The organism is Mesorhizobium sp. 1B3 (genome assembly GCF_050958605.1).
Taxonomy (GTDB): Bacteria; Pseudomonadota; Alphaproteobacteria; order Rhizobiales; family Rhizobiaceae.
The window spans coordinates 192869-216924 of record NZ_JBJHDO010000012.1; the positions used below are offsets into that span (position 1 = coordinate 192869).

Annotated in this window: 20 protein-coding genes; 6 read left to right on the forward strand and 14 right to left on the reverse strand. The window is 62.6% G+C overall.

Translation table 11 applies throughout. The features are described from left to right. Positions 1-28 precede the first annotated feature (28 nt). Entirely contained in the window at positions 29-769 is a 741-nt protein-coding gene (locus ACCO56_RS26835) for a pyridoxine 5'-phosphate synthase (protein ID WP_433643972.1), read from the reverse strand. A 138-nt stretch (positions 770-907) separates the two neighbouring features. Between ACCO56_RS26835 and ACCO56_RS26840 the strand changes: the two genes are divergently transcribed. Next, a complete protein-coding gene (locus ACCO56_RS26840; RefSeq protein ID WP_433643973.1) occupies positions 908-1300 on the forward strand; it encodes an STAS/SEC14 domain-containing protein in 393 nt (130 codons plus the stop codon). Between the two features lie 6 nt (positions 1301-1306). Here the strand turns inward: ACCO56_RS26840 and ACCO56_RS26845 are convergent, their stop codons facing one another. From ACCO56_RS26845 to ACCO56_RS26885, 9 genes are all read right to left on the reverse strand, one after another. Continuing rightward, positions 1307-2434, reverse strand: coding sequence for an ATP-dependent DNA helicase (locus tag ACCO56_RS26845; protein ID WP_433643997.1), 1128 nt, complete (start codon positions 2432-2434; stop codon positions 1307-1309). Positions 2435-2575: 141 nt separating this feature from the next. Further along, positions 2576-4825: a molybdopterin cofactor-binding domain-containing protein gene (locus tag ACCO56_RS26850; RefSeq protein ID WP_433643974.1), complete on the reverse strand. Its 2250-nt coding sequence runs from the start codon at positions 4823-4825 to the stop codon at positions 2576-2578. After that, positions 4822-5319: a (2Fe-2S)-binding protein gene (locus ACCO56_RS26855; RefSeq protein WP_433643975.1), complete on the reverse strand. Its 498-nt coding sequence runs from the start codon at positions 5317-5319 to the stop codon at positions 4822-4824. Before ACCO56_RS26855 ends, ACCO56_RS26850 begins: the two co-directional genes overlap by 4 nt. Position 5320: 1 nt before the next feature. Then, positions 5321-6718: a cytochrome c gene (locus ACCO56_RS26860; protein WP_433643998.1), complete on the reverse strand. Its 1398-nt coding sequence runs from the start codon at positions 6716-6718 to the stop codon at positions 5321-5323. A 70-nt stretch (positions 6719-6788) separates the two neighbouring features. Continuing rightward, entirely contained in the window at positions 6789-9935 is a 3147-nt protein-coding gene (locus tag ACCO56_RS26865; protein ID WP_433643976.1) for an efflux RND transporter permease subunit, read from the reverse strand. Beyond that, on the reverse strand, positions 9932-11152 hold the full coding sequence (locus ACCO56_RS26870) for an efflux RND transporter periplasmic adaptor subunit (protein WP_433643977.1): 1221 nt from the start codon (positions 11150-11152) through the stop codon (positions 9932-9934). Before ACCO56_RS26870 ends, ACCO56_RS26865 begins: the two co-directional genes overlap by 4 nt. 216 nt (positions 11153-11368) lie before the next feature. After that, positions 11369-11965, reverse strand: coding sequence for a LysE family translocator (locus ACCO56_RS26875; RefSeq protein ID WP_433643978.1), 597 nt, complete (start codon positions 11963-11965; stop codon positions 11369-11371). Between the two features lie 47 nt (positions 11966-12012). After that, complete coding sequence (gene ilvN, locus ACCO56_RS26880) at positions 12013-12585, reverse strand: acetolactate synthase small subunit (RefSeq protein ID WP_433643979.1); 573 nt, start codon at positions 12583-12585, stop codon at positions 12013-12015. Positions 12586-12691: 106 nt separating this feature from the next. Then, the gene (locus tag ACCO56_RS26885; RefSeq protein WP_433643980.1) at positions 12692-14473 is read right to left on the reverse strand and encodes an acetolactate synthase 3 large subunit; all 1782 of its coding nucleotides are present in this window, start codon (positions 14471-14473) and stop codon (positions 12692-12694) included. 396 nt (positions 14474-14869) lie between these two features. Here ACCO56_RS26885 and ACCO56_RS26890 point away from each other — a divergent pair, with 396 nt between their 5' ends. After that, a complete protein-coding gene (locus ACCO56_RS26890) occupies positions 14870-16672 on the forward strand; it encodes an NAD(P)/FAD-dependent oxidoreductase (RefSeq protein WP_433643981.1) in 1803 nt (600 codons plus the stop codon). Positions 16673-16693: 21 nt separating this feature from the next. Here ACCO56_RS26890 and ACCO56_RS26895 read toward each other — a convergent pair whose 3' ends face one another. Then, positions 16694-16990: a hypothetical protein gene (locus tag ACCO56_RS26895; RefSeq protein WP_433643982.1), complete on the reverse strand. Its 297-nt coding sequence runs from the start codon at positions 16988-16990 to the stop codon at positions 16694-16696. Positions 16991-16995: 5 nt separating this feature from the next. Next, positions 16996-17562, reverse strand: a complete 567-nt coding sequence (locus ACCO56_RS26900; protein ID WP_433643983.1) for a helix-turn-helix domain-containing protein — start codon at positions 17560-17562, stop codon at positions 16996-16998. 199 nt (positions 17563-17761) lie between these two features. Between ACCO56_RS26900 and ACCO56_RS26905 the strand changes: the two genes are divergently transcribed. Then, complete coding sequence (locus ACCO56_RS26905; protein ID WP_433643984.1) at positions 17762-18517, forward strand: hypothetical protein; 756 nt, start codon at positions 17762-17764, stop codon at positions 18515-18517. Between the two features lie 122 nt (positions 18518-18639). Further along, positions 18640-20454 carry an ATP-binding protein gene (locus ACCO56_RS26910; protein ID WP_433643985.1) on the forward strand — a complete coding sequence of 605 codons (1815 nt, stop codon included), beginning with the start codon at positions 18640-18642 and terminating at the stop codon, positions 20452-20454. Between the two features lie 260 nt (positions 20455-20714). Here ACCO56_RS26910 and ACCO56_RS26915 read toward each other — a convergent pair whose 3' ends face one another. Both ACCO56_RS26915 and miaA read right to left on the reverse strand, forming a co-directional pair. Continuing rightward, positions 20715-21503, reverse strand: a complete 789-nt coding sequence (locus ACCO56_RS26915) for a GGDEF domain-containing protein (protein ID WP_433643986.1) — start codon at positions 21501-21503, stop codon at positions 20715-20717. Between the two features lie 137 nt (positions 21504-21640). Then, on the reverse strand, positions 21641-22546 hold the full coding sequence (gene miaA / locus ACCO56_RS26920) for a tRNA (adenosine(37)-N6)-dimethylallyltransferase MiaA (RefSeq protein ID WP_433643987.1): 906 nt from the start codon (positions 22544-22546) through the stop codon (positions 21641-21643). Here miaA and serB point away from each other — a divergent pair. Next, complete coding sequence (gene serB, locus ACCO56_RS26925) at positions 22545-23432, forward strand: phosphoserine phosphatase SerB (protein ID WP_433643988.1); 888 nt, start codon at positions 22545-22547, stop codon at positions 23430-23432. The genes miaA and serB overlap by 2 nt on opposite strands. Then, positions 23429-23989: a GNAT family N-acetyltransferase gene (locus ACCO56_RS26930; protein WP_433643989.1), complete on the forward strand. Its 561-nt coding sequence runs from the start codon at positions 23429-23431 to the stop codon at positions 23987-23989. The genes serB and ACCO56_RS26930 overlap by 4 nt, the downstream gene beginning before the upstream one ends. The last annotated feature ends 67 nt before the right edge of the window (positions 23990-24056 follow it).

Consider the following 24056-nt stretch of genomic DNA (forward strand, 5'->3'; position numbering starts at 1 on the left):
CATGGATGCTGAGATGACGGCCGCCAATCTACCAGCCGCAGGCCTTCAGGAACCGCGTCACGGTACCGGCCATGCCATGTTCCAACGCGTCGGCCGTCAGGCCATGGCCGATCGACACCTCGGCCAGGTCCGGGATGCGCTTCGCAAGCGCGGGCAGATTTGCCACGGTCAGATCATGGCCGGCATTGACCTCCAGGCCCGCGGCCCTTGCCGCATCGGCCGTTCTGCCGAGTTTCTCCAGTTCGCTCGCGGCCTTGGCGGGAGCGTCATGGAAGCTCCCATAGGGTCCTGTGTAAAGTTCGATCCGATCTGCTCCGGTGTCGCAGGCAGCTGCCACGCCCTCCGGGTCGGGATCGGAGAACAGCGAGACGCGGAAGCCGCCCTTCTTCAACCGCTTGACGATCGGCGTCAGGAACGCCGCCTGGGCGCGAAAATCCCAGCCATGGTCGGACGTCGCCTGCGCCGGATCGTCGGGCACCAATGTCACCTGCTCTGGCTGGTTCTTCTCGACCAGGCGCAGGAAATCCTCGGTCGGATACCCTTCTATGTTGAATTCTGCCTGAGGGAACTCGTCATCGATCAGGGCGCGGATATCCGGCAGATCGGAATGACGCGTGTGCCTCTCGTCCGGCCGCGGATGAACTGTCAGCCCGTGCGCCCCGGCCGCGAGGGCGATGCGGCCGATTCCGGTGACGCTCGGCCAGGGCAGATCGCGCCGGTTTCTCAGCATGGCGGCGGCATTGAGGTTTACGGAAAGCTTTGCTGGCATGTTATTCTCGCTTAGACGCCGGAATGCCGGGCGGAGGTGCTGGCGAACCTATAGCGCGTGGAACGGGAACACACAGGAGATTTTTGTGTTCCAAGTGGAATTCACGCCGAGTTCGGGACACCCCTTAAGATGCAAACTATGGATCCCCTCCCCGCAATCCGCCGCATCGACACCGATCGGAACGACCTTTGCGCACTCGAGGTCGTCGGAAGATTTACGGCGGCCGATCTGGAGAACGCTTATGGGTTGCTCCAGGCGGCCTATGAGGAGCACGAAAAGATCGACCTGCTTGTCCGCATCAGCGACTATGAAGGCTTCGACTGGAATGCCGCGCTCGACGAATCCATCGTCGGCGCCAAATCGCAGGCGTTGCGTCATATCCGCAAATATGCGGTGGTCGGCGGGCCGGCCTGGATGCGGCTGGCGGTCGGCGTTTTCGCGCCCTTCATGTCGATCGATGTCCGGCACTTCGGCATGAAGGATGAATCTGCCGCATGGGAATGGATCGGGGGGCAACCGATCATCAGGTAAAGGAGCTCAGCGCACGACGGTCAGGCGCTTGGCCGCCCGCGTGATCGCGGTATAGAGCCATCGTTGGCGCGTATCCTTGAACGCGAAGCTCTCGTCGAACAGCACGACGTCATCCCATTGGGAGCCTTGGGCCTTGTGCACGGTAAGCGCATAGCCGTAGTCGAAATCGTCGAAGCGCTTCTTCGTGTTCCACGGAATTTCGGCCTCGGGGTCTTCGAAGGCCGCCTTCAGCAGCTTGATCTTGGCGATGCCGCGATCGGGATCGTCCTCTTCCGGCGAAACGAGCAGATTGATGCCTGGCTTCACCGTCTCGCGGGATGAGCTCATCACCTTCCACAAGGAGCCGTTCAACAGGCCCTTGTTCGGATCGTTGCGCAAGCAGACGAGCTTGTCGCCGGCTTGCGGATAGTCGGCCGTGAAACCCTTGAGTTCGCGCAGCCGGCCATTGTATCGACGCCGCGTGCGGTTCGTTCCGACCAGGACCTGGTCGGCAGCCAGGACCAGATCCTGATTGACCTGCTCCCGGCCGATCACCTGAGCAGTGCCGTAGTCGCCGCGCATGAACTCGCGGCCCTCGCGCACGTCGAGCGCCAGCTGGATGATCGGGTTGTCGCGGGCCTGCCGATGGATTTCGGTGAGCAGGAAATCCGGTTCGTGCTCGGTGAAGAAACCGCCTCCCGAGATAGGCGGCAACTGTCCGGGGTCGCCGAGAACCAGGATAGGCGTGCCGAACGACAGCAGGTCACGGCCGAGTGGCTCGTCGACCATGGAACATTCATCGATGATGACGAGCTTGGCCTTGGCGATCGGGCTCTGGCGGTTGAGAGCGAAGGTCGGCGACATCGAGGTTTTGCCGGTGACCTCGTCCTCGACAGCCTCTTCGCCCCGCGGCCGATAGATCAGGGAATGGATGGTGCGTGCATTGGTCGCCCCCTTGGAACGCAGCACCTGGGCGGCTTTGCCGGTGAATGCGGCGAATTGCACCTGTCCGTCGACATGTTCGGCGAAGTGTCGCGCCAATGTCGTCTTTCCGGTCCCGGCATAACCGAACAGGCGGAAGACCTGGGGGCGGCCAGCCTTCAGCCACCGCGCCACAGCCTTCAGTGCGTCATCCTGCTGCGGAGAGAATTCCATCACACCGACAGACAGGATTCTTTCGGAAAGGGCAAGGATTTTGACCAGTGTGCTCCATGCAGGCAGGTGCACTACCATCATTGGACGCCGCGCGCCTGCCAAGGCAGAACCGATTGGCGGTGCCGCTAAGAGCCGAGGCAATCAGGTGGCTGACGCGCGAAACGCCTCCTTTATGCGCGAATGCGTCAGCGGCAGGTCGTAGAGCCTGGCGCCAATGGCGTTGCGCACGGCATTTGCCACCGCCCCCGCCGTCGGACCCTGCGCGGCTTCGCCCGTGCCGAGGAAGGGCTCTCCAGGGCGATCGATGACCTCCACCTGCACGGAATCGGGAACGCTCGCAAAGCGCAGAATAGGGTAGCTCGACCAGTCGACGCTGGTGATGCGCGTGCGGTCGAACGTCACCTGCTCGTACAATGTCCAACTGGCCGCCTGAAGAATGCCGCCTTGGACCTGGTTGTGAATCCCGTCGGGATTCACTGCTTCGCCACTGTCGATAGCCGCCGCAGCGCGGACGACGCGCGCACGGCCGGTCGCCGGTTCGACCTCGACCTCGACCGCAAGCGCCAGATAAGCGGCCAGGTTCTTGTATCTGGCGAACGCGAAACCCTTGCCGCGACCACGCGGCAAGGACCCGTTCGCCCAGCCGAACGCGCTGGCTGCGCGCTCGACGACGTCCCGGGCGCGCTGATCGTCGAGATGACGCAGCCGGAAATCGACAGGATCTACCCCGGCCCGGATCGCCAGCTCGTCGATTGTACTTTCGATCGCGAAGACATTGGCATATGCGCCCAACGCCCGGAGCGCCGAGACGCGCAGCGGCATGTCGGGGAGAAAATGCCAAAGCACGCGCTTATTGGGTATGACGTAGAGCGGATTCGCGTTGCGGTCGCCACTGCCGGCGGGGCTGATCTTGAGCTCCGGGGTTTTCGGAGTGAAGCCCTCGGCCTTGTGGCGCGCCGCGAGAAGTGCGGCTGCGCCTCCCGGGCGAGTGGAGTGGATGTTGCTCCAAACGTCGTAGGTCCAGTCGCTGATCAGGCCGTCACTGCCAAGTTCGGCCGCAACCGACATCACCATGCCCGGCCCAAACGGCTCCCATGCATGCTCCTGCTCGCGCATCCATTGGACGCGTACGGGGCGTCCCGGCAATTTCGAAGCGATCAGGGCAGCGTCGCCTGCCGCATCATCGGCTCCGTTCTGCCCATAGCATCCCGAGCCCTCCATATGGACGACGCGGACGCGCTCGATCGGCAGGGCCAACATCTCGGCGACGGCCTCGCGGTTCGGATACACGCCTTGTGTATGCGACCAGACCCTCATTCCCTCGCGCTCGTCCATATGCGCAACCGCGCAGGAAGGCCCGATCGAGCCGTGGATCTGGTAGGGACGGGTGAAAGTCGCCTCGAACCTGTCGCCCGAGAGATCGAGCGTACCTGCCTCGGCAACCGTGCCGACCTCGCGTTCCAGGGCGCGCAATGCTGTCGGCAGATTTTCCTGGTCGGGAAGCGTTTCGGTCTCGTCCCATTGCGCGGCTCTCGCCAGAGCGCGCATCGCGCTGATGGCCTGAAATTCCTTCTCGGCTGCAACGGCGAGGAAATTGCCGTCCCGGATCACCGCAACGACACCGGGCATTGCTTCGACCCCACTGCCGTCTACGTCCCGTAGCTTCGCGTCGTAGCTCGGCGGTCGCACCACGCGGGCATGCAGCATGCCTTCGAGCCGGAGGTCGTGGACATAGGCAATACCACCAGTGACCTTGGCCGGGATGTCCACCCGCGCGAGGCTTTTCCCGATCTGGCGATGGGCATCCGGCGGTTTGAGCGGCGAACTCGTGCTCGCCTCGACGTGAAGGTCAAGTCCGGCGACAAGCTCTCCATAGCGCGCCGACTGTCCGTCGCTTGTCGAGATGCTCCCATTCTCGGCTTTCAGTCCATCCACGGGCACGCCGAGCCGCCGACCCGCTTCTTCGAACAGGAGCGCTCTCGTCTGCGCTGCTGCGTGACGAACTGCCGTCGCGCTGTTCTGCATGGATTGGCTCCCGGCCGTGAATCCCTCGTCGGGGGTGCGCCCGGTATCCGCGGTCACCAGCTCGATGATTCCGGGCTCGACATCGAGTTCTTCCGCGGCGACCTGGAGTATAGCCGTGCGAATGCCTTGTCCGAGCTCCGCCTTCCCCGTGAAGACCGTGATCTTCCCCTCGGCATCGATCCTGATCCAGGCATCGAGAAAGGGCGTGTCTTCCAGGCTGCCAGGCCGCTTCGTCGGCGTATCGGAAAGCGGCGCCGGTTGCTGCGTCTCCTGTGCGGAACCCTTCCGTGGGAGCGAAAACGACACGACCAGCGCGCCCGTACCCTTGAGGAGGCTGCGCCGGCTCGGTTCGAAGGCACTACTCATCCTGCGCTCCCTTCCGTCTGACCGCTGGCGGCCGACTTCATCAGCTCTGCGGCACGGTGGATCGAGGCGAGAATGCGCATATGGGTGCCGCATCGGCAGAGGTTGAAAGCCAGCGCCTGCCGGATTTCGGCGTCCGTCGGCGATGCGTTTTTTTGAAGCAGCGCCTGCGCCGCCATCATCATTCCAGGAATACAGTAGCCGCATTGCGCTGCCTGGAGTTCGATGAAGGCCTCCTGCATCGGACCCGGCTGCTCTGCAGTGCCAAGCCCCTCGATCGTCGTGACCGTCCTGCCTTGAACCGCCAGCAGGGGCGTCACACAGGACAGGACGGCTGCGCCGTCGACCATTACGGTGCAGGAGCCGCATTGGCCGAGGCCACAGCCATATTTCGCGCCGTTGAGCCCGAAATCGTCGCGCAGCACGTAGAGCAAAGGGGTGGAAGGGTCGGAATTGGTTTCCTGTTTGCTTCCGTTGACCGTCAATGAAATAGCCATGTCAGTACTCCGCGCCAACATTGGTCGGCGCCCTCTCGATACCGTCGGATGGACGTATGGTGACCGGGTAATCCCCACTGCGCGTGGCCCGGACCATCTCCTCGACACCGTCCCATGCTTCCCTTCCGGAAAAGCGTGCCCGCATGTAGGCGAGCAGTTCACCGACCTGACGGTCATCGAGAGCACCGGCGAAGCCAGGCATGACGGAACTCGCCTCGCCGTCGGCGGGCGGCAGGCCGAAGAGAGTTACGTTGACTATGTTCTGCGGGCTGGCGGCATTGACGGCCGTGCTCAATCGGAAGTCGAGTCCTCCAAAGGGAAGAGGTCGATCGGACTCGTGGCATGTGGCGCAAGCTGCCGCGTAGATCGCCGCGCCTTCGCCATGGATATCGCTGCCCTGCGGCTGTACCACGCTATCGACGGCCTGGACCACGTCTCCGGATTTCGCGGCGTCGCTTCGGACCTCCTCCAACAACCGGTCGGCCTCGGCGCGGCGCTGGTCGGACGGTTCGCCCATGATCGAGGCGACATAGATGGCGATCGCCTCGATGTCGCTGTCGGGCAACCCGCCCAGATTGCCGGTGACCTCGGCCATCGGGCCTCGCGACACGCCATGCAGTTCGTGCCAGCCATTGCGCAGGTAGAAGGCCAGGCTGTCCTCATTCCATGGTATCGGTGCCGGCGAGCTCTCGTTGATCGCGTAGGCGATCCAGCCTTCAGCCTCGCCTCCCCCGAAATGGCGGCTGGAATCCGCGGCGCCAAGCGCATTGCGCGGTGTGTGGCAGGCGCCGCAATGACCGAGGCCTTCGGCGAGATAGGCGCCACGATTCCATTCCGCGCTCTGTTCCGCGACGGGCTGGTGCGGCCCTTTATCGAGGAACAGGAACTTCCACCCGGCAAGCAGGGGGCGGAAACCGAGCGGGAAGACCAGATCGTTCTGGCGCGGCTCGGCACGAACAGGTTCGCGTGTCATCAGATAGGCGTAGAGGGCGCGATTGTCCTCGTCGGTGACGCGAGTGAAATGATCGTAGGGAAAGGCCGGATAGAGATGCCGACCCTCGCGGTCGACCCCTTCGCGCATCGCCCGCCGGAACGCCTCCTCCGACCATCGCCCAATCCCCGTCTCGGGATCGGGTGTGATGTTGGTGGAATAGATCGTTCCAAATGGTGTCGGAAGCGGCAATCCGCCTGCAAACGCCTTCTCTCCCGGAACTGTGTGGCACGCGATGCAATTGCCTACAGCCGCCAACTGTGCGCCGCGTTCGAGGAGATCGGCGCCGAATTCCGCCGTCTCCCCAGAGATCGGCTCTATCTCTGATCTCCAGGCAAAAGCTGCGAAAGCCGCGCCGCCCAAGACAACGAGGCCTAAGACAATAAGAACAATCCGTACAACCATCAGACCGTGCAACGTTCCATGCACGACGCAAAAGCATGGATCTTCAAATAGTTCCGTTCCTCGGCAAAATCATTTAGGCTGAACTCGTCCCCCGCCGCCGATCACGGCTGCTTTGGGCGAAATCCGCGGGATTGCTTCCCCCTTTCGGACGTCCGAAGCGCAACAGCCAGTGGGAAAACTGTTCCATATACAAATAGATGACCGGGGTGATGAACAGGGTCAGCGCCTGTGACAGGAGCAGCCCGCCGACCACGGCAATACCGAGTGGCTGGCGCAGCTCGGCGCTGGCGCCCGCTCCCATCGCGATGGGGATCGTGCCCATCAGCGCGGCAAGCGTGGTCATCATGATCGGACGAAAACGTATCAAACAGGCTCGATGAATAGCCTCGACCGGTTCCCTGCCCTGGCGCCGAAGCATCAGCGCCACGTCGATCATCATGATCCCGTTCTTCTTGACGATTCCGATCAGCATCAGAATTCCGATCACCGCGATGACCGAAAGATCGAGGCCAGCGAATCGCAAAGCCACCAGCGCTCCAAGCACCGCCGACGGGAGTCCTGTCAGGATCGTCAACGGGTGGATAAAACTTTCGTAGAGCATGCCGAGCACGACATAGATCGTCAGGATCGCCCCGGCGATGAGAAGGCCTTGATTGGCGAGCGAACTCTGGAATGTCTTCGCTGTGCCCGCAAAGGTGGTCGAGATGGTCTGCGGAATGCCGATTCTCTCCTTGAGTGCCGCGATTTCGCGAACGCTGTTACCCAGGGCGACACCTCGAGGCAGGTTGTAGGAAATCGTCACCGCCGGAAGTTGGCCGAGTTGATTGACGGTAAGTGGCCCGGCAGTGCGCTCGACGGTGGCGAACGCACCGATCGGGACGATGCTGCCATTCGACGTCCGTACCTTCAGCGCCAGCATTCTCTCGGGCGACCAGGGAATCCGAGGATCGAGTTCGATGATCACGGCATAGCTGTCGGTCAAACCGAAGATGGTCGAGACCTGCTCGAAGCCAAAACCAGCATAAAGCGTCGAGCGGAGCGTTTCGGCGTCCACACCCAGCATCGCGGCCTTGTCGCGGTCGACCTTGAGGGTTGCCTGGAGCGCATTCAAATTCAGATCGGTGGCCACATCGACGAACGTAGAGCGGTCGGCGCTCATGGCATCCGCCAGCTTCTGCGCCCAGAGATTCGTCTCGGAATGGTCCAGCCCTTGCACGGCCAATTGATATTGGCTCTTCGAAGCCCGCGTGCCGATGTTCAGGTTCTGCACTGGAACCATGAAGGTGGCGATGCCGGGCACAGCGGCGAGCTGGCGCCTGAGGTCGGAAAGCACGGTATCGAGCGGCGGACGCTGATCCCTGGGTTTCAGCTCCACGAACATCCTGCCAGCGTTCAACGCGTTCGCTCCCCCACCCCCGCCGGCGCCGACCGAGGAAGCCACATGGGCGACATAGGGCGACTGCGCAAAGACTTCGGCCACCTGCTGTTGAAGCTTGATCATGGCATCGAAGGAAATGTCCTGCCTGGCCTCGGTCGACACACTCAGCTGACCGATGTCTTCCTGCGGGAAGAAGCCTTTGGGCGCGCTCTGCAGAAGCCAGACGGAGATGATCGAAGTCGCGACGAAGACCAGCAGGACAGCAAGGCTGTGGCGAAGGCAAAGAGACAAAAGCCGGTCATAGGCCTTGAGCAGTCGGCCCCGGCAGGATCCGTCGTCTTCGCCTCCCCTTCGGCCCCGACTGGGTGTTCCGAGCAGCCGCGAGCACAGCATTGGCGTCAGCGTGAGCGAAACGAACATCGACGCCAAAATGGCAACCGTGACGACCACCGCGAATTCGTTGAAGATACGGCCGACCACGCCGCCCATCAGCAGAACGGGAATGAACACCGCCACGAGCGACACCGAGATCGAGATGATGGTGAAGCCGATCTCGCGCGCGCCCTTGAAAGCGGCATCGAACGCCGGCAGGCCGTCTTCTTCCATGTGCCGATAAATGTTCTCCAGCATGACGATTGCGTCGTCGACGACCAGCCCGACTGCAAGCGTCAGACCCATCAGCGAGATATTGTCGATGGAGAAATGGAAGAGATACATCATACCCAGCGTCGCGATCAGGGAGATCGGCACGGCCACCGCGGGTATGACGGTCGCCGTTACCCGACGCAGGAACAGAAAGATGACCATCACGACCAGGCCGATGGTCAGGGCCAGGGTAAGTTTTACGTCGCTTACCGCGGCGCGAATGGATGTCGAGCGGTCGTTGAGCAGCCGGATGTCGGCCGCGGCAGGCATTTGGGCCTTGAACGATGGGAGCAGCGCCTTCACACGGTCGACCACGTCCACCGTGTTGGCGTCGGGTTGACGCTGAACGGCGAGCAGGACGGCGCGGGAGCCGTCATACCAGCTCGCGGTATTGGTCACTTCGACGGAATCGATGACGCGCGTGACGTCACCCAGCCGCACCGGATGCCCGTCACGGCTGGCGATGACCACCTGCGCGAAATCCGATGCGTTCTTGAGATCCGTATTCGTCGTGATGGTCAGCTGCTGGTGCGCGTTGGACAGCGTGCCCAGCGGCGTGTTGCTGTTGGCATTCGTAATGGCGTCGCGCAACTGGTCGACGGCGATACCCCGTGCGGCAAGCGCGGTCGGATCGATCTGGATCCGTACGGCATATTTCTGGCTGCCGAAGATGGCCACTTGCGCCACGCCATCGATGGTGGACAGAAACGGTGAAATCACGTTTTCGGCAAGGGCATCGAGATCCGTCAGCGGAACGATGTCGCTCACCAGCGCCAGTATCAGTATTGGGGCGTCTGCCGGATTGACCTTGCGATAGCTGGGTGGGCTCGTCATCTCCGGGGGCAACGTCCGCAGGGTTCGGGCGATGGCTGCCTGCACATCGGCCGCCGCCGCATCTATGTTGCGGTCCAGGTCGAACTGGATGGCGATCGAGGTCGAGCCAAGGGAGTTGGTCGTGGTGATGGAATCGATTCCAGCAATCGTGGCGAATTGCTTGATCAGAGGAGTGGCAACCGAACTCGCCATGGTCTGCGGCGAAGCGCCGGGAAGCGAAGCCGAAACATTGACGACGGGGAAATCGGCGCGAGGCAAGGCTGCCACGGGAAGGAACTTCAAGGCGAACAGTCCGCCGAGCACCAGCGCGAACGACATCAGCAGCGTGGCGACAGGACGGCGGATGCAGAAATCGGATATCATGGCCGTTTGTCGGGATTGTCGCCGGCCTGGGTGGCAGTTGGCCCGGGCCGGGCTCCCGGGTCATATCGAACCTTGCTCCCCTGCTTCAGATGGGCCTGGCCATCGACGACCACGCGCTCGCCATTGCTCAGTCCGGCGTTGATGGCACTATTCCCCCCCTCGTCGAGCGCCACCGTGACCGGGCGGACCTCGACCGTGTCGTCGCCTCTCACGACGTAAACGAACGCCCCCTTTTGTCCGGACTGAACCGCGACGGTCGGTATCGAGGTCATGCCGCTCATCACTCCGGCTTCGAGCACGACATCGACGTACTGACCCGGCCAAAGCGCCAGGTCCTTGTTCTGGAATCGCGCCTTGATTGCCACTGTGCCCGAGGCGGTGTCGACCGAGGAATCGACGAAATCCAGTGAACCCGTCGCCACCGGCGTCTGTTGGTCGGCGAGATAGAGGTCGACCTTTGCCACCGCGGGCCCGCCAAGCGCCTTTTTGAGCAGAGGCAGATCCGTTTGCGGAAGATTGAACCCGACGTCGAGCGGATCCATCTGCGTGATCGTCACCAGCGATCTCGGCGCGCCGCTGGTGACAGGCGAGACGAGATCGCCGATGGTGACGGCGACGGCGCCGAGCCGGCCGGAAATGGGCGCGGCTATGGTGGCATATCCGAGTTGCACCTGATCCGCTTCCACCGTGGCATGGTCGGCTTTGATCGTGCTTTCCAGACCGCGCTCGGCGGCGAGCGCCTGATCGTAGGCCTGCGCCGTACCTGCCTGCTTGTCGGCGAGATCGCGCGCCCGTTCCAGGTCCGCCTTTGCACTGGCGAGCAGCGCCTGGTCCTTTTCGAGGGCGGCCTGATCGCGATCGAGCTGAGCCTTGAGTGCGCGGTCGTCCAGCTGGAACAGGGTGTCTCCGGCCTTCACCATCTGGCCATCCCGGATCGGGATGGCGATAACCGCGCTGGCAATGCGCGCGCCGATCTCGGCCACTGCCGGCGACAGGACAGAACCGATCGCATACCGGCGCACCGGAAAGTCGGCAGTCGATGCCACGGCTGTGACGACCGAAACGGCCGGCGCTGCATCCACATCCGCCGGATCCGGTCGGACGGCCATGCCTGAACGGTCCGCGAATTGGCGCAACGCTGCTCCGGACCAGCCATGGTTCACGGCAATAGCCGCCCCGGCCACCAGGAACAGCAAAATCACGTTCGCCCGGCGCATCGGCGGACCTCGATGGAGTTATTTACCGCCGTCGCTTAGAGCATGTCGCGCGATCGAGAGCTGCGCGGCATGCGTAAGCTGTTGTATTTGCATGTCTTTCACCCAAAACCACGGCACATTTTTGGGCGACATGCAATAAATAGCGCGGATTGCCGGCAAAAAAGGGTGAAAGACCGTACCTTACGAAGATTTAACCAGCTTGTCGCGATGTGCGAGCTAACCCAGCATCGGCCAAAGGGTGACGGCCAACAGCAGGCCCATGGCGACGTTGAACCATTTGAGCCGTGTCGGATCGGCCAGAAAGCCGCGCAATGCCGAGCCGAACGCCGCCCAGGTGGACACGCTCGGCAGGTTGACGGCCGCAAAACCAAGAGCAACGATCAGCATCGAAACCAGCGGAGCGCGCGGGTCGGTGTAAACGGCCATGCCGGTGATCGCTATCATCCACGCTTTCGGGTTGACCCATTGGAACGCGGCCGCCTCACCGAACGTCATTGGCCGCGCATCCGCGCCCTTCTTGTCGCCGAGGGAACGGGACATGGCGATGCGCCAGGCCAGATAGAGCAGATAGGCGCCGCCGGCGATCTTCAGCGTCAGATGGAGAGCCGGAAACGCCGCCAGCAGCGCGCCAAGCCCAAAGCCCACCGCAAGGAGCAGGAGAAGAAAGCCGGCACCTATCCCAAGCATATGCGGCATTGTTCGGCGAAAGCCGAAATTCACGCCGGAGGCGAGCAGCATCAGGTTGTTCGGCCCCGGTGTGATCGAGGTCACCAAGGCGTAGACCAGCAATGCGAAAAACATGTCCGGCTGCATGGCCAGCTATCTCTTGCTAGGGGAAAAAGGTGCGTGACCGGCAGGTCTCACATGCCCTGCGGCCCGCGATTCATCGCGGCGATGCCCGTTCGACAGATCTCGACCAGGCCGAGCGGCTTCATGATGGCGATGAACTGGTCGATCTTGGAGCTCTTGCCGGTGATCTCGAAGATGAAATGCTCGGTGTTCGCATCGATGACCTTGGCGCGGAAGGCATCCGCGAGCCGCAGCGCCTCGACGCGAGCCTCGCCCGTGCCGGTGACCTTGACCAAAGCGAGTTCACGCTCCAGCGGCGTTCCGTTGCCGAGATCGTCGGCAAGCACCGTCAGGTCGACCACCCTATGCACCGGGACGATGCGCTCGAGCTGATGCTTGATCTGTTCCAGCACGTGATGGGTCCCGCTTGTCACGATCGTGATGCGCGACAGATGCTTCTCATGCTCGGTTTCCGAAACGGTCAGGCTTTCGATGTTATAGCCGCGGCCTGAAAACAGACCGATGACTCGGGCAAGAACGCCCGGCTCGTTGTCGACGAGCACGGAGAGAGTGTGCTTCTCCAGCTTCGCCGTTTCCTTGGAGATGAAATAGGCCGAGCCGGTGGCTTGTAGGTGGGCGCTCATCTGAGTTTGCTTTCTCTAATACTTTCAATTTGGAGCGGTGTTCGAGCGGCTCGGCTTGCCGACGTCGCCCGGAAAGGGCGGCGGGTCTGTCGCCCGCCGCTCCTTGTTACACCAACTCCCTGCCCTTGGCGTCGATCGCGTTTGCGACCGCCTCGTCCGTTGCCTCGTCGGGCAGGAGCATCTCGTTGTGCGCCTTCCCCGAAGGGATCATCGGGAAGCAGTTGGCGAGGTTCGCCACCCGGCAGTCGAAGATCACCGGCTTGCGCACGGAGATCATTTCCCGGATGGCGTCGTCGAGGTCGCCGGGCTTCTCGCAGCGGATGCCGTGGCCGCCATAGGCCTCCGCCAGCTTCACGAAATCGGGCAGCGCCTCGGTATAGGAGTGCGAGAGCCGATTGCCGTGCAGCAATTGCTGCCACTGGCGGACCATGCCCATATACTGATTGTTGAGAATGAAGATCTTGATCGGTGCCTCATACTGCACCGCCGAGCTCATCTCCTGCATCGTCATCAGGACCGATGCGTCGCCGGCAATGTCGACCACGAGCGAATCCGGATGCGCGATCTGCACGCCGAGAGCCGCCGGGAGCCCGTAACCCATGGTCCCCAGTCCGCCCGAAGTCATCCAGCGGTTCGGCTTTTCGAAGCCATAGTGCTGCGCGGCCCACATCTGGTGCTGGCCGACCTCGGTGGTGATGTAGGTGTCGAGGTCCTTGGTCAAGGCATAAAGGCGCTCGATCGCGTATTGCGGCATGATCACGTCGTCATTTGCCTTGTAGGCGAGCGAATCCCTGGCCCGCCATTTGGCGATCTGCTCCCACCAGGGATGGAGCGCCTTCTTGTCGGCACGACCCGAAGCACGCCACAGCCGCACGAGATCCTCGAGAACCCGCCCGACATCGCCCTGGATCGGGATATCGACCGGCACGTTCTTATTGAGCGAGGACGGATCGATATCGATGTGGATCTTCTTCGAATTGGGCGAGAAGGCATTGAGCCTGCCCGTGATGCGGTCATCGAAACGCGCGCCGATACAGAGCATGACGTCGCAGTCATGCATGGCCATGTTGGATTCATAGGTGCCGTGCATGCCCAGCATGCCGAGCCAGTTCTTGCCGGAGGCCGGATAGGCGCCGAGCCCCATCAGGGTCGAGGTGATTGGGAAACCGGTGAGGTCGACCAGTTCACGCAGCAGATGACTCGCCTCCGGGCCGGAATTGATGACGCCGCCGCCGGAATAGATGATGGGCCGTTTCGCCTCGACCATCAAGGCGATCGCAGCCTTCACCTTTTCAAGGTCGCCCTGGACCTTCGGCTGGTAGCTGGTGCGCGGCGCCGTCTGCGGCGGAACATAGGTGCCGGTGGCGAACTGCACGTCCTTCGGTATGTCGACAACGACCGGGCCGGGACGGCCCGTGGTCGCGATGTGGAAGGCCTCGTGCAGGATTGCCGCCAGCTCGTTCACGTCCTTCACCAGCCAATTGTGCTTGGTGCAGGGGCGCGTGATGCCGACCGTGTCGCATTCCTGGAAGGCATCCGAGCCGATCAGGGAGGTCGGCACCTGGCCGGTGATGCAGACCAGCGGAATGGAGTCCATCAACGCGTCCTGCAGCGGGGTGACCGCGTTGGTGGCGCCAGGCCCCGACGTGACCAGCATGACGCCGGCCTTCCCGGTCGAGCGGGCGTAACCTTCCGCAGCGTGGCCGGCGCCCTGCTCGTGGCGGACGAGGATATGCTGGACGTCCTCCTGCTGGAAAAGCTCGTCATAGATCGGAAGGACCGCGCCGCCCGGATAGCCGAAGATATGCTGGACGCCGTTGTCCTTCAGCGCTTGCACCACCATCTCGGCGCCCGTCATTTCGCGCCGTTCGCTCGTTCCGTTGGTCATCCGTCTGGTCCGTCTCTCTTCGCCTGCCGGCTTGCTGCTGATCGTATAGTCGTTCGGGCAATAAAAAAGGCCCCCGAGGGAGCCTGCTTTCAGCGCATGGGTGGATTTCGCCCGGCGGTCACACCGCCTTGCCCATGCGCCTTCCTACTACGAGAATGAGTGCGTTCGTCATGGGCGCGGAGAATAAGAGCGCTTGGCCAGATAAGTCAACGGTGCCTCAGCGTTTTTTCGCCGCCCGGCGCCGATTAAAGGGCATCCAGATCGCCGCTTCCCATAAGGGATTGAAATATCACCAAACTATGGTGGGGGTGACGAAGGCGCGCAAGTTCCGGATACTGGTCTTTCCGGGCCGGAAGCCCGGCGGACGATACATTCAGGATCCGTGGGAGGATATGCATGCTCGACAAGGCGCCCAACCAGAAACTCTCCGCCCTACTCGAAAACTTCGGCCAGGCTCTTGCGGCCGGAGACATCGACAAAGCCGTCAGCCTGTTCCAGGAAGACTGCTATTGGCGCGATCTCGTGGCGTTCACCTGGAACATCAGGACGATGGAAGGACGCGACCAGATTCGGGCCATGTTGGAAAGCCAGCTACCCGGGACGAAGCCGGCCAACTGGGCCATCGCCGAGAGTGAGGACGCGACGGAAACGGACGGCGTCATCGAAGGCTGGATCACTTTCGAGACGGATGTCGCACGTGGTTTCGGGCATATCCGGGTGAAAGAAGGGAAGATCTGGACGCTGCTCACCACCATGGCGGAACTCAAGGGGCACGAAGAGCCGATCGGTTATGCGCGTCCATTAGGCGCCAAGCACGGTTCGGGCAAGAACCGCAAGTCGTGGAAGGAGGAGCGCGACGAGGAAGCCGCCGAACTCGGCTTCAGCCGCCAGCCCTATTGCGTCGTCATCGGCGGAGGCCAGGGCGGCATCGCGCTCGGAGCGCGACTGAAGCAGCTGGGCGTCTCGACGATCATCGTCGAGAAGAACGAGCGCGCCGGAGACAGCTGGCGCAAACGCTACAAGTCTCTCTGTCTCCACGACCCCGTGTGGTACGACCATCTTCCCTACATCGATTTCCCCAGGAACTGGCCGGTCTTCTCGCCGAAGGACAAGATCGGGGACTGGCTTGAGATGTATGCCAAGGTGATGGAGCTCAACTACTGGACGTCGACCGAGGCGAAGAGCGCCACCTATGACGAGGAAAAGAAGGAATGGAACGTCGTGGTGCGGCGCGACGGCAAGGACATCGTTTTGCGGCCGAAGCAGCTCGTCCTTGCCACCGGCATGTCAGGAAGGCCCAACATGCCCCAGTTCAGGGGCATGGAACGTTTCAAGGGCGACCAGCACCATTCCTCGAAACACCCCGGACCCGATGCCTATGCGGGCAAGAAGGCGGTGGTGATCGGCTCCAACAACTCGGCCCACGACATCGCCGCGGCCCTTTGGGAAGCAGGCGCCGACGTGACCATGGTCCAGCGCTCCAGCACACACATCGTGCGCTCCGACACGCTGATGGAGATCGGCATGGGAGCGCTCTATTCCGAGCAGGCGGTCGAGAACGGCATCTCCACCGCCAAGGCGGACATGATCTTTGCGTCGATCCCCTACCGGATCCTGCACGAGTTCCAGATCCCTCTCTACCAGCAGATGAAGGAGCGCGATGCGGAATTCTACGGAGGACTGGAGAAGGCGGGCTTCATGCTCGACTGGGGCGACGACAATTCGGGCCTGTTCATGAAATACCTGCGCCGCGGCTCAGGCTACTATATCGATGTCGGCGCCTCGCAACTGATCATCGACGGCTCGATCAAGCTGAAGAGCGGCTCACAGGTCGAGGAGATCACCGAGAAATCGGTCGTCCTGGAAGACGGAACCGAATTGCCGGCCGACCTCATCGTCTATGCGACGGGTTACGGCTCGATGAATGGCTGGGCGGCCGAACTGATATCGCAGGAGGTCGCGGACAAGGTCGGCAAATGCTGGGGACTTGGCTCGGCCACCACCAAGGACCCTGGCCCTTGGGAGGGCGAGCAACGCAACATGTGGAAGCCGACGCAGCAGGAAGCCTTGTGGTTCCACGGCGGCAACCTGCACCAGTCGCGTCACTATTCCCAGTTCCTGGCCCTGCAGTTGAAAGCTCGCCAGGAAGGAATCCCGACACCTGTCTACGGCATGCAGGAAGTCCATCACCTGCGTTGACGGAGATGGCCCGACGCCGGTTCACCGTTTGCGCCGGCGTCGAGCGGCGCGGATCTCGGCGATGCGGTCGGCATCCTCTTCCTGCAGGTGCCGGCCACGTTCCAGGATTTCGAGCGTGTATTCCTCATAGGTAAGGCCGATGCGCTCGGCTCGCTCGAGGCGCATCAGCATGACCTCGTGGCTCGGCGCTTTCCATGCCTTCGCATGGGCCGATTTCCAGGCGAGGAACCGATAGGGGTCGCCCTTTCCCCAAGGCGGCCCCTCATAATCGTCCAGCGGCGGGCCGCCATTATGAGAGCGGTTCACACGACGTTGCACTTTGCTCAGTTCCTCACCACGGCGACGGCATAGACGGCGGCTTGCGGTCCCGGAGCATGAAAGCTGCAGTCGGCGGGCGCCCCAAGCGCAAGGCAGTCGCCCGGCTCCATCGCGTGGACGACGCTACCTTCGGTGAAGTGCAATCGGCCAGCGATCAGCCAGATCTGCTGGCGGATGAAGGCGTAGGATGCAGCCGGGAATTCGACCGTGGCGCCAGCCGGCAGTTCGACATGGATCAGCTCGAGCGGCATATCGGTCGCGGGCGAGAGATGTCGCCGGACGTAACCGGTCTGCGGATCCCTCCAGACCGGCTGGTCGGCCCTGCGCAACAGGCCCCCGGAATGCAGTTCGGCGCGCGCGATCAGGGACGATAACGTCATTCCATAGGCGGATGCGATCCGAACGAGAAGCGTCGCCGTCGGGCTAGCCTTGCCACGTTCGATCGCGCTCAGCATTGCCTTCGAGACGCCTGAACGATCAGCTAGGTCGCCGAGCGACCAACCGCGTGCGATCCGGTCTGCGTGGATGCGTGCTGCGAGTGCGTCGACGATTTCGTTCTCGATATCAGACATTCGTACACTATGATGAAAAGCCTTGCTCCGTGCAACCCTGCGCTTCGGCGTGAACTCCCAACCGATTCTTAGTAACCCCCGGGTGCCATCCGAAGCATTGGGTCTTTCCGCTAAATCGAAAGCCGGCGAACGGGCTGAATTGACTTTCCCCAAACGAATTGTCTAGCTCTTCTTAGGAAGACCGGGAGGATCCGCGACTATGCTTTCTGGCGGGAAATTCGAGGCTTACTTCACTTCACGAGACCTTATCGACCATGCGGTTTCCAGCATCGACGCCGCGGACTGCTTCTCCGAGCCCTTCCCCCATATTTTCTTCGAGAACTTTTTCCCGAGAGAATTCTACACGCGGATGCTGAAAGCCTTCCCAAGTGAAGGATACAGTTCGATCGCCCGCAACGGCACGCGGCTCGAACTTCCGCTCTATGACGGGCACATCGACAAGATCGACGGCGGCTTGCGGGGTATATGGCAGGCAGTTTCGGAGACACTGACCTCGGCGGAAGTCGAGAATGCCATTCGCAGACAATTGCGAACCGGGCTGGAGATCCGCGCGCGTGGCGACCGGGTTGCCGGCCCCGATGCCTTGACCATGGTGGCGAGGCCCGTCCTCTACGTGGACAAGGATGGCTACAAGATCAATCCGCATCCCGACACGCGCAAGAAAGTCGTCACAATGCAATTGTATTGCCCGACGGACGAAAGCCAGCGCGAACTCGGCACCACGCTCTATCAGGCCTCGCTGAAAGGCTTGCTGCATGTCGGCTCGTACGGTCTGGAGCCTGTCAAGACGTTCCCCTTCCTGCCCAATGTCGGATATGCTTTCGTCGTCCTGAAGGCCCGTCATTCGCCGACCGGCATGAGTTGGCACGGGCGACCGACCATCAAGACCACCTCGGATCAGCCTCGGCTGTCGATCCTCAACACCTATTACGTGAACGAGACCCTCAAGCCTTGACCGATAAGAATGGAGCGAAGGCCTTAAGCGGGCCTTCACCCTCTCGTCTCACGAGGTCTTAACCCGGCTCCGGCCATACTCGTCCGGTGCCCGGAAAGGGCCGAGGTCGGGGAACACCAGCAATGTATGTCGAGCGGAACGCGGGCGAAGCCATCTCGCAGGAGCGTCGCCATCCCGGGCAGCCCGATGATCGGGCCCTTGGCCGCATCGTGCAATGCGACGGCGCGCGGGCCACGGTTGCGGCGTTCGCCGATGGCGGGAACGGCGTCGCCAACGGGCTTTGGACGGTCGGTCGGCTGATTTCGGTCAATCTCGGCCCGACGCGGACGGTTGGTCTCGTTTACGCGATCGCCAAGGCCGATCGCGTCTGGGCTTTCGACCAGCAGAACGCCATCGAAGTCAGCATCGAGTTGATCGGCGAGGTTCGTGACGATCCTGCAAGAGGCACGCCCCTCTTCGATCGCGGCATCACGACCTATCCGCATATCGGCGCTGTCGCGCATCGCATCCGCGCTCGGGACTTGCAAGCGATCTACGATCTCGCGGGGCGAAATGCCATCACCGTCGGGAGCCTGTCGCAGGACGACAGCATCGAGGCCTGCATCGCGATCGACGACACGTTGAACCGGCATTTCGCCGTCGTCGGCACCACAGGCGTCGGCAAATCGACGGCCGTGGCGCTGCTCTTGCGCAAGGCATTGGCTGCACGCCCCGATCTGCGCGTGCTGATCCTCGATCCGCACAATGAATTCGCCTCGTCCTTGCCGGACGAGGCTGTACGCATCGACACTTCCACGCTCGACTTGCCGTTCTGGCTGTTCCGGCTCGAGGAACTGACGGAGGTGCTGTTCCGCGGCCGGGAAGCCGCCGCAGAAGAGGTGGATCTGCTCCGCGAGCTGATCCCGGTCGCCAAGGGCCTCTACCGGAACCCGAATGCCGGGATCTACACGCGGCGCGGTGCCGATCCGATGACGGCCGATACACCGGTGCCTTACCGCATGGCGGATCTGCTGAAGCTGATCGACGAGCGCATGGGCCTGCTCGAAACCAAGAATGACAGGCCGGTCTACCGCTCGCTCAAGATACGCATAGAGGCTGCTGTGACCGACCCGCGCTACCGCTTCATGTTCAGTTCACGGCTCATCGAGGATACGATCCACGAGACCATCGGCAGGATCTTCCGTGTGCCGCATCAGGGCCGTCCGGTCACCTGTTTCGAGATGGCCGGCATGCCTTCCGAAGTGGTGAATTCGGTCTGTTCGGTACTCGCGCGTCTTGCTTTCGATCTTGCTCTATGGAGCGAAGGCAGGCTGCGGCTCCTGGTGCTTTGCGAGGAGGCGCACCGCTACATGCCGGCCGATAAGCGTCTCGGCTTCGCGCCGACGCGGCATGCCCTGTCCCGTATCGCCAAGGAGGGCCGCAAGTACGGCTGCTCGCTGGGCATTATCACCCAGCGCCCCGGAGAACTCGACCCGACCGTGTTGTCGCAATGCTCGACCGTCTTCGCCATGCGGCTCGCCAACGAACAGGACCAGGCGATCATCCGCTCGGCCATCGCCGACTCCTCGGCTTCGACGCTGTCGTTTCTGTCCTCCATGGGACAGCGCGAGGCGATCGCCTTCGGCGAAGGCGTCGCGACGACCATGCGGCTGAAATTCGAGAAGCTCGACACGGCCCTGTTACCTGGCGCGGCCGGGAAGAACAATGCCGACCACATGATCGCCGGCAATAGGGATGTCGACCTCGCAGCCATCGTGGGGCGCCTGCGCAATGTCCCCAAGGCCCCGGAATCCAGCTCGTTCGGCGAGCCTGTGAGCCCGCTACGCCAGGCCGGCGAACCGGAATTTCGCCCGCCGGTCGTCCAGTCGCGACCCGAAGACGATTTCGGCTACGGGCTCAAGCCGACGGTATTCGGGGTTCGTCCGCAACGGGACTAAGGGGCCCTCCCCCTCTACATTCCAGTGCGTCCTTCGAGGCTCACTTCGCTCGCGCCCTCAAGATGAGGAAGGTCGGCGTTATGCACCAATCTCAGAACCGGAGACGAGGCGAGGAGGATACCTGGAGGGATTGAGTCGATATTCGCGCTCGCCCATCGGGGCCGGCATCGCGGGCGCCTCAGGATACGGGGCCTGGCACCCACCTCCTCATCCCGAGGTGCGAGCGAAGCGAGCCTCGAAGGACGCACTATGAGAGCATCCTAAGCGCAAATGCGGTTCCGCCCCATGCTCTTGGCCTGGTAGAGCAGCCTGTCGGCGCGACGATAGAATTCTTCCGCCGTCTCCTTGCCATCCCACACCGCGAGCCCCAGGCTGGTGGTGACATTCAGCCTGGCATTGCCCGATTGGATGGCCATGTTGGCGATGGCTCCCCGGATGCGCTCGGCGAACTTCGTCAGCCGCTCGCCATCCATGTTGGGCGTCACCACCGCAAACTCCTCGCCGCCGAGCCGGGCGGCGACATCGTGGTAGCGCGTGACGCCCTTCAGGCAGGTGGCCACCGCCCGCAGCACTTCGTCGCCCACGTCGTGACCGTAGGTGTCGTTGACTTGCTTGAAGTGGTCGAGGTCGAGCAGCATGAGGCCCACCGGCCGGTTGATGCGGCGGAACTCCTCAATGTACTCCCGCAGCGCATCGTCGAAATAGCGACGATTGTGCATGCCGGTCAAAGCGTCGGTCAACGCGGCCTGTTCCAGCGTCTCCGAACGCCGGCTGAGGGTCATGGTCATCGCGCGCAGCTTGCCTTCTTCCTTCACCTGTGTGCGGATCAGCGGATAGATGAGGAATATGCCGAAGATCAGGGCGGTCGCCTGGAGAACGGCCGTGATGTAAAGAAGCGTCTTGAGATCGGCTATACCGTCGATCCCCCTGGGATCCGATTGGGCCGTCACATCCTGCAGCACGTCATAGGCATAAAACGTCACGACGCCGGCCGCGAGGAGCACGACGATAAAAACGAAGAATGCCGATTCCGCTTTGTGGAAGCGCATTGCCTACCCGCTGGACACCAGCCCCTTATCCCATCAAGGGCCTTACGCGAAGTTAATCGCTGCAACTACTACGGGATAAACACGAAAATACAACCTGCTTGCCGATGGTCGTCCCCAGGATTTTCCGCAAGGGCTGGTCAAATCTTCCGCCACTCCGGTCCGAGCTGGTGCCGGAACCATGTTGCCTGGCGTTTCGCGTATTGCCGCGTTGCGATCTTCGCGCGCTCGATCGCTTCGGCCATTTCCATTCGCCCCTCCAGCGCCGCCTGAAGCTCGCGAAAGCCGATAGCCTTCATGGCCGGCAAGGTCGGATCGAGTTTCAAGCCGGCAAGCGCCCTCACCTCGTCCAGCACACCGCCTTCGATCATCCGGTCGAACCGCGCGTCGATACGCCTGACAAGCTCTTCGCGGGCCGGCCGGATCTGGAGGAACCGCGCCGTTGCGCGATCGACGAGCGGCCTGCCCCGATCCGCCTGCCAGGCCAGGATCGACCGGCCGGAAGCCTCGAGCACCTCCAGCGCCCGAACGATCCGCTGGCCGTCGGACGGCCAGATCATCCGCGCCGCTTCGGGGTCTCTTTCGGACAGTAAAGCGTGCAAGCTTTCAGCGCCGCCTTCGGCGAGCTCATGGCGCAGCCGATCGCGCACTTCGGGAGGAATGTCGGGCATTTCCGACAGCCCTTCGACCAAGGCTCGGAAATAGAGTCCGGTACCGCCGACGAAGATCGGCATCTTGCCGGCGAGCGCGCCGCTTCGCGCCAGCCGTTCCACGTCGCGCAGCCACGCGCCGGTCGAGTAGGCCTGGCTCGGATGTACATGCCCATAGAGCTCATGCCGCGCCCTGGCGAGTTCGGCCGCCCCGGGCCGGGCAGTCAGAACATCGAGGACCGAATAGACCTGCATGGAATCGGCGTTGACGACGACACCCCCATGGCGCTCGGCCAAATCCAGCGCCATGGCCGACTTGCCGCTGGCGGTCGGTCCGGCTATCAGGGTCGCATTCTTCACGAGGCCTTCGGCCTCTCCCGCTGCGGATTGCCCCATGCCTCTCGTCGCCACGCTGATCGCTCGCCCGGAACACCGGTCCCTGTCCATCCCGCTAGCGCATAAGGCCTCGCAAGCGGTCGAGGCAAGCGCAATCGACTGGCTGGCCGAGGAAGTCGCGTGCGACCTGGCACTTCCGCGGAGCGCCGATGCGGCGGACATCGAACGCCGCTTGCGCGAGTACCTTGCCGGCGAGCCGATCGACATCGTCGTCCAGGAGTCCGCCACACGGCGCAAGAAGATCCTGATCGCGGACATGGATTCGACCATGATCGACCAGGAATGTATCGACGAACTGGCCGATGAAATCGGCATCAAGGAACATGTCGCAGCCATAACGGCACGGTCCATGAATGGCGAGATCGCCTTCGAGCCGGCGCTGCGCGAACGCGTCGCACTGCTCGAAGGCCTGGAGGCTCAGGTCGTCGAGACCATCATCGCCAAGCGCATCACCCTTGCGGCGGGCGGCCTCGAACTCGTCGCGACGATGCGCGCCCACGGCGCCTGGACCGCGTTGATATCTGGCGGTTTCGATGTCTTTACATCGCGTATCGCGGCCAGGCTCGGCTTCGACGAGAACCGCGCCAACAGGCTCATCGAACGCGAAGGCAAGCTCGCGGGCCGCGTCGCCGAGCCGATTCTCGGCCGGGCGGCCAAGGCCGAGGCGCTGCTCGATATTTCGGCGAGGCTGGGACTTACACCCGCCGACGCGATCGCGGTCGGCGACGGCGCCAACGATCTCGACATGATCCGCATGGCCGGCAGCGGCGTGGCGCTTCATGCCAAGCCCGCAGTCGCCGCGGAGGCGCGCATGCGTATAGATCATGGCGACCTCACCGCCTTGCTCTACATACAGGGCTACCGCCGCAGCGAATTCACGACATGACGCCGATCAGGACCGAGCGCCTCATCCTGCGCAACTGGGAAGAGCGGGACCGCCCTCTCTTTCATCGCATCAATTCCGATGAGCGCGTGATGGAGTTCTTCCCGTTCCGCCGCGACCGCGCGCAATCCGATGCCCTTTTCGACAAGCTGCGGGATTTCATCGACGCGAACGGCTTCGGCTTCTCGGCGATCGAGATTGCCGCGACCGGTGAATGCGCTGGTTTCGCCGGCCTTTATCGGGCCGACTATCTCGAGCCGTTCTTGCCCGCCGATACGATCGAGATCGGATGGCGCCTCGCGCCCGAATACTGGGGCCACGGTTATGTCACGGAGGCAGCGCGGGCGCATCTCGCTTACGGTTTTGGGACCCTCGGCCTCAACGAGATCGTTTCTTTCGCGGTCCGGAGTAACGGGCGCTCGACCGCGGTGATGGAGCGCCTCGGCATGCTACGAGATGAGGCGGGCGATTTCGACCATCCAAGCGTCCCGGACAGCCACCCGGCGCTGAAGCGCCACGTGCTGTACCGGCTGCCACGCGAGAGATGGATGGGCACGTAGGGCGGCCGGCTGGCGCGCCGAAAAACCCTCATCCGACCTCGCTTCGCGAGGCCACCTTCTCCCACAA

Bases quoted from the DNA above. Each gene is read 5' to 3' on its own strand.
- ACCO56_RS26835 (WP_433643972.1), bottom strand. From the start codon at position 769: ATGCCAGCAAAGCTTTCCGTAAACCTCAATGCCGCCGCCATGCTGAGA.
- ACCO56_RS26855 (WP_433643975.1), bottom strand. From the start codon at position 5,319: ATGGCTATTTCATTGACGGTCAACGGAAGCAAACAGGAAACCAATTCC.
- ACCO56_RS26845 (WP_433643997.1), bottom strand. From the start codon at position 2,434: ATGGAATTCTCTCCGCAGCAGGATGACGCACTGAAGGCTGTGGCGCGG.
- ACCO56_RS26930 (WP_433643989.1), top strand. From the start codon at position 23,429: ATGACGCCGATCAGGACCGAGCGCCTCATCCTGCGCAACTGGGAAGAG.
- ACCO56_RS26910 (WP_433643985.1), top strand. From the start codon at position 18,640: ATGTATGTCGAGCGGAACGCGGGCGAAGCCATCTCGCAGGAGCGTCGC.
- ACCO56_RS26900 (WP_433643983.1), bottom strand. From the start codon at position 17,562: ATGTCTGATATCGAGAACGAAATCGTCGACGCACTCGCAGCACGCATC.
- serB (WP_433643988.1), top strand. From the start codon at position 22,545: ATGCCTCTCGTCGCCACGCTGATCGCTCGCCCGGAACACCGGTCCCTG.
- ACCO56_RS26915 (WP_433643986.1), bottom strand. From the start codon at position 21,503: ATGCGCTTCCACAAAGCGGAATCGGCATTCTTCGTTTTTATCGTCGTG.
- ACCO56_RS26850 (WP_433643974.1), bottom strand. From the start codon at position 4,825: ATGAGTAGTGCCTTCGAACCGAGCCGGCGCAGCCTCCTCAAGGGTACG.
- ACCO56_RS26885 (WP_433643980.1), bottom strand. From the start codon at position 14,473: ATGACCAACGGAACGAGCGAACGGCGCGAAATGACGGGCGCCGAGATG.
- ilvN (WP_433643979.1), bottom strand. From the start codon at position 12,585: ATGAGCGCCCACCTACAAGCCACCGGCTCGGCCTATTTCATCTCCAAG.
- ACCO56_RS26865 (WP_433643976.1), bottom strand. From the start codon at position 9,935: ATGATATCCGATTTCTGCATCCGCCGTCCTGTCGCCACGCTGCTGATG.
- ACCO56_RS26870 (WP_433643977.1), bottom strand. From the start codon at position 11,152: ATGCGCCGGGCGAACGTGATTTTGCTGTTCCTGGTGGCCGGGGCGGCT.
- ACCO56_RS26875 (WP_433643978.1), bottom strand. From the start codon at position 11,965: ATGCAGCCGGACATGTTTTTCGCATTGCTGGTCTACGCCTTGGTGACC.
- miaA (WP_433643987.1), bottom strand. From the start codon at position 22,546: ATGGGGCAATCCGCAGCGGGAGAGGCCGAAGGCCTCGTGAAGAATGCG.
- ACCO56_RS26890 (WP_433643981.1), top strand. From the start codon at position 14,870: ATGCTCGACAAGGCGCCCAACCAGAAACTCTCCGCCCTACTCGAAAAC.
- ACCO56_RS26905 (WP_433643984.1), top strand. From the start codon at position 17,762: ATGCTTTCTGGCGGGAAATTCGAGGCTTACTTCACTTCACGAGACCTT.
- ACCO56_RS26840 (WP_433643973.1), top strand. From the start codon at position 908: ATGGATCCCCTCCCCGCAATCCGCCGCATCGACACCGATCGGAACGAC.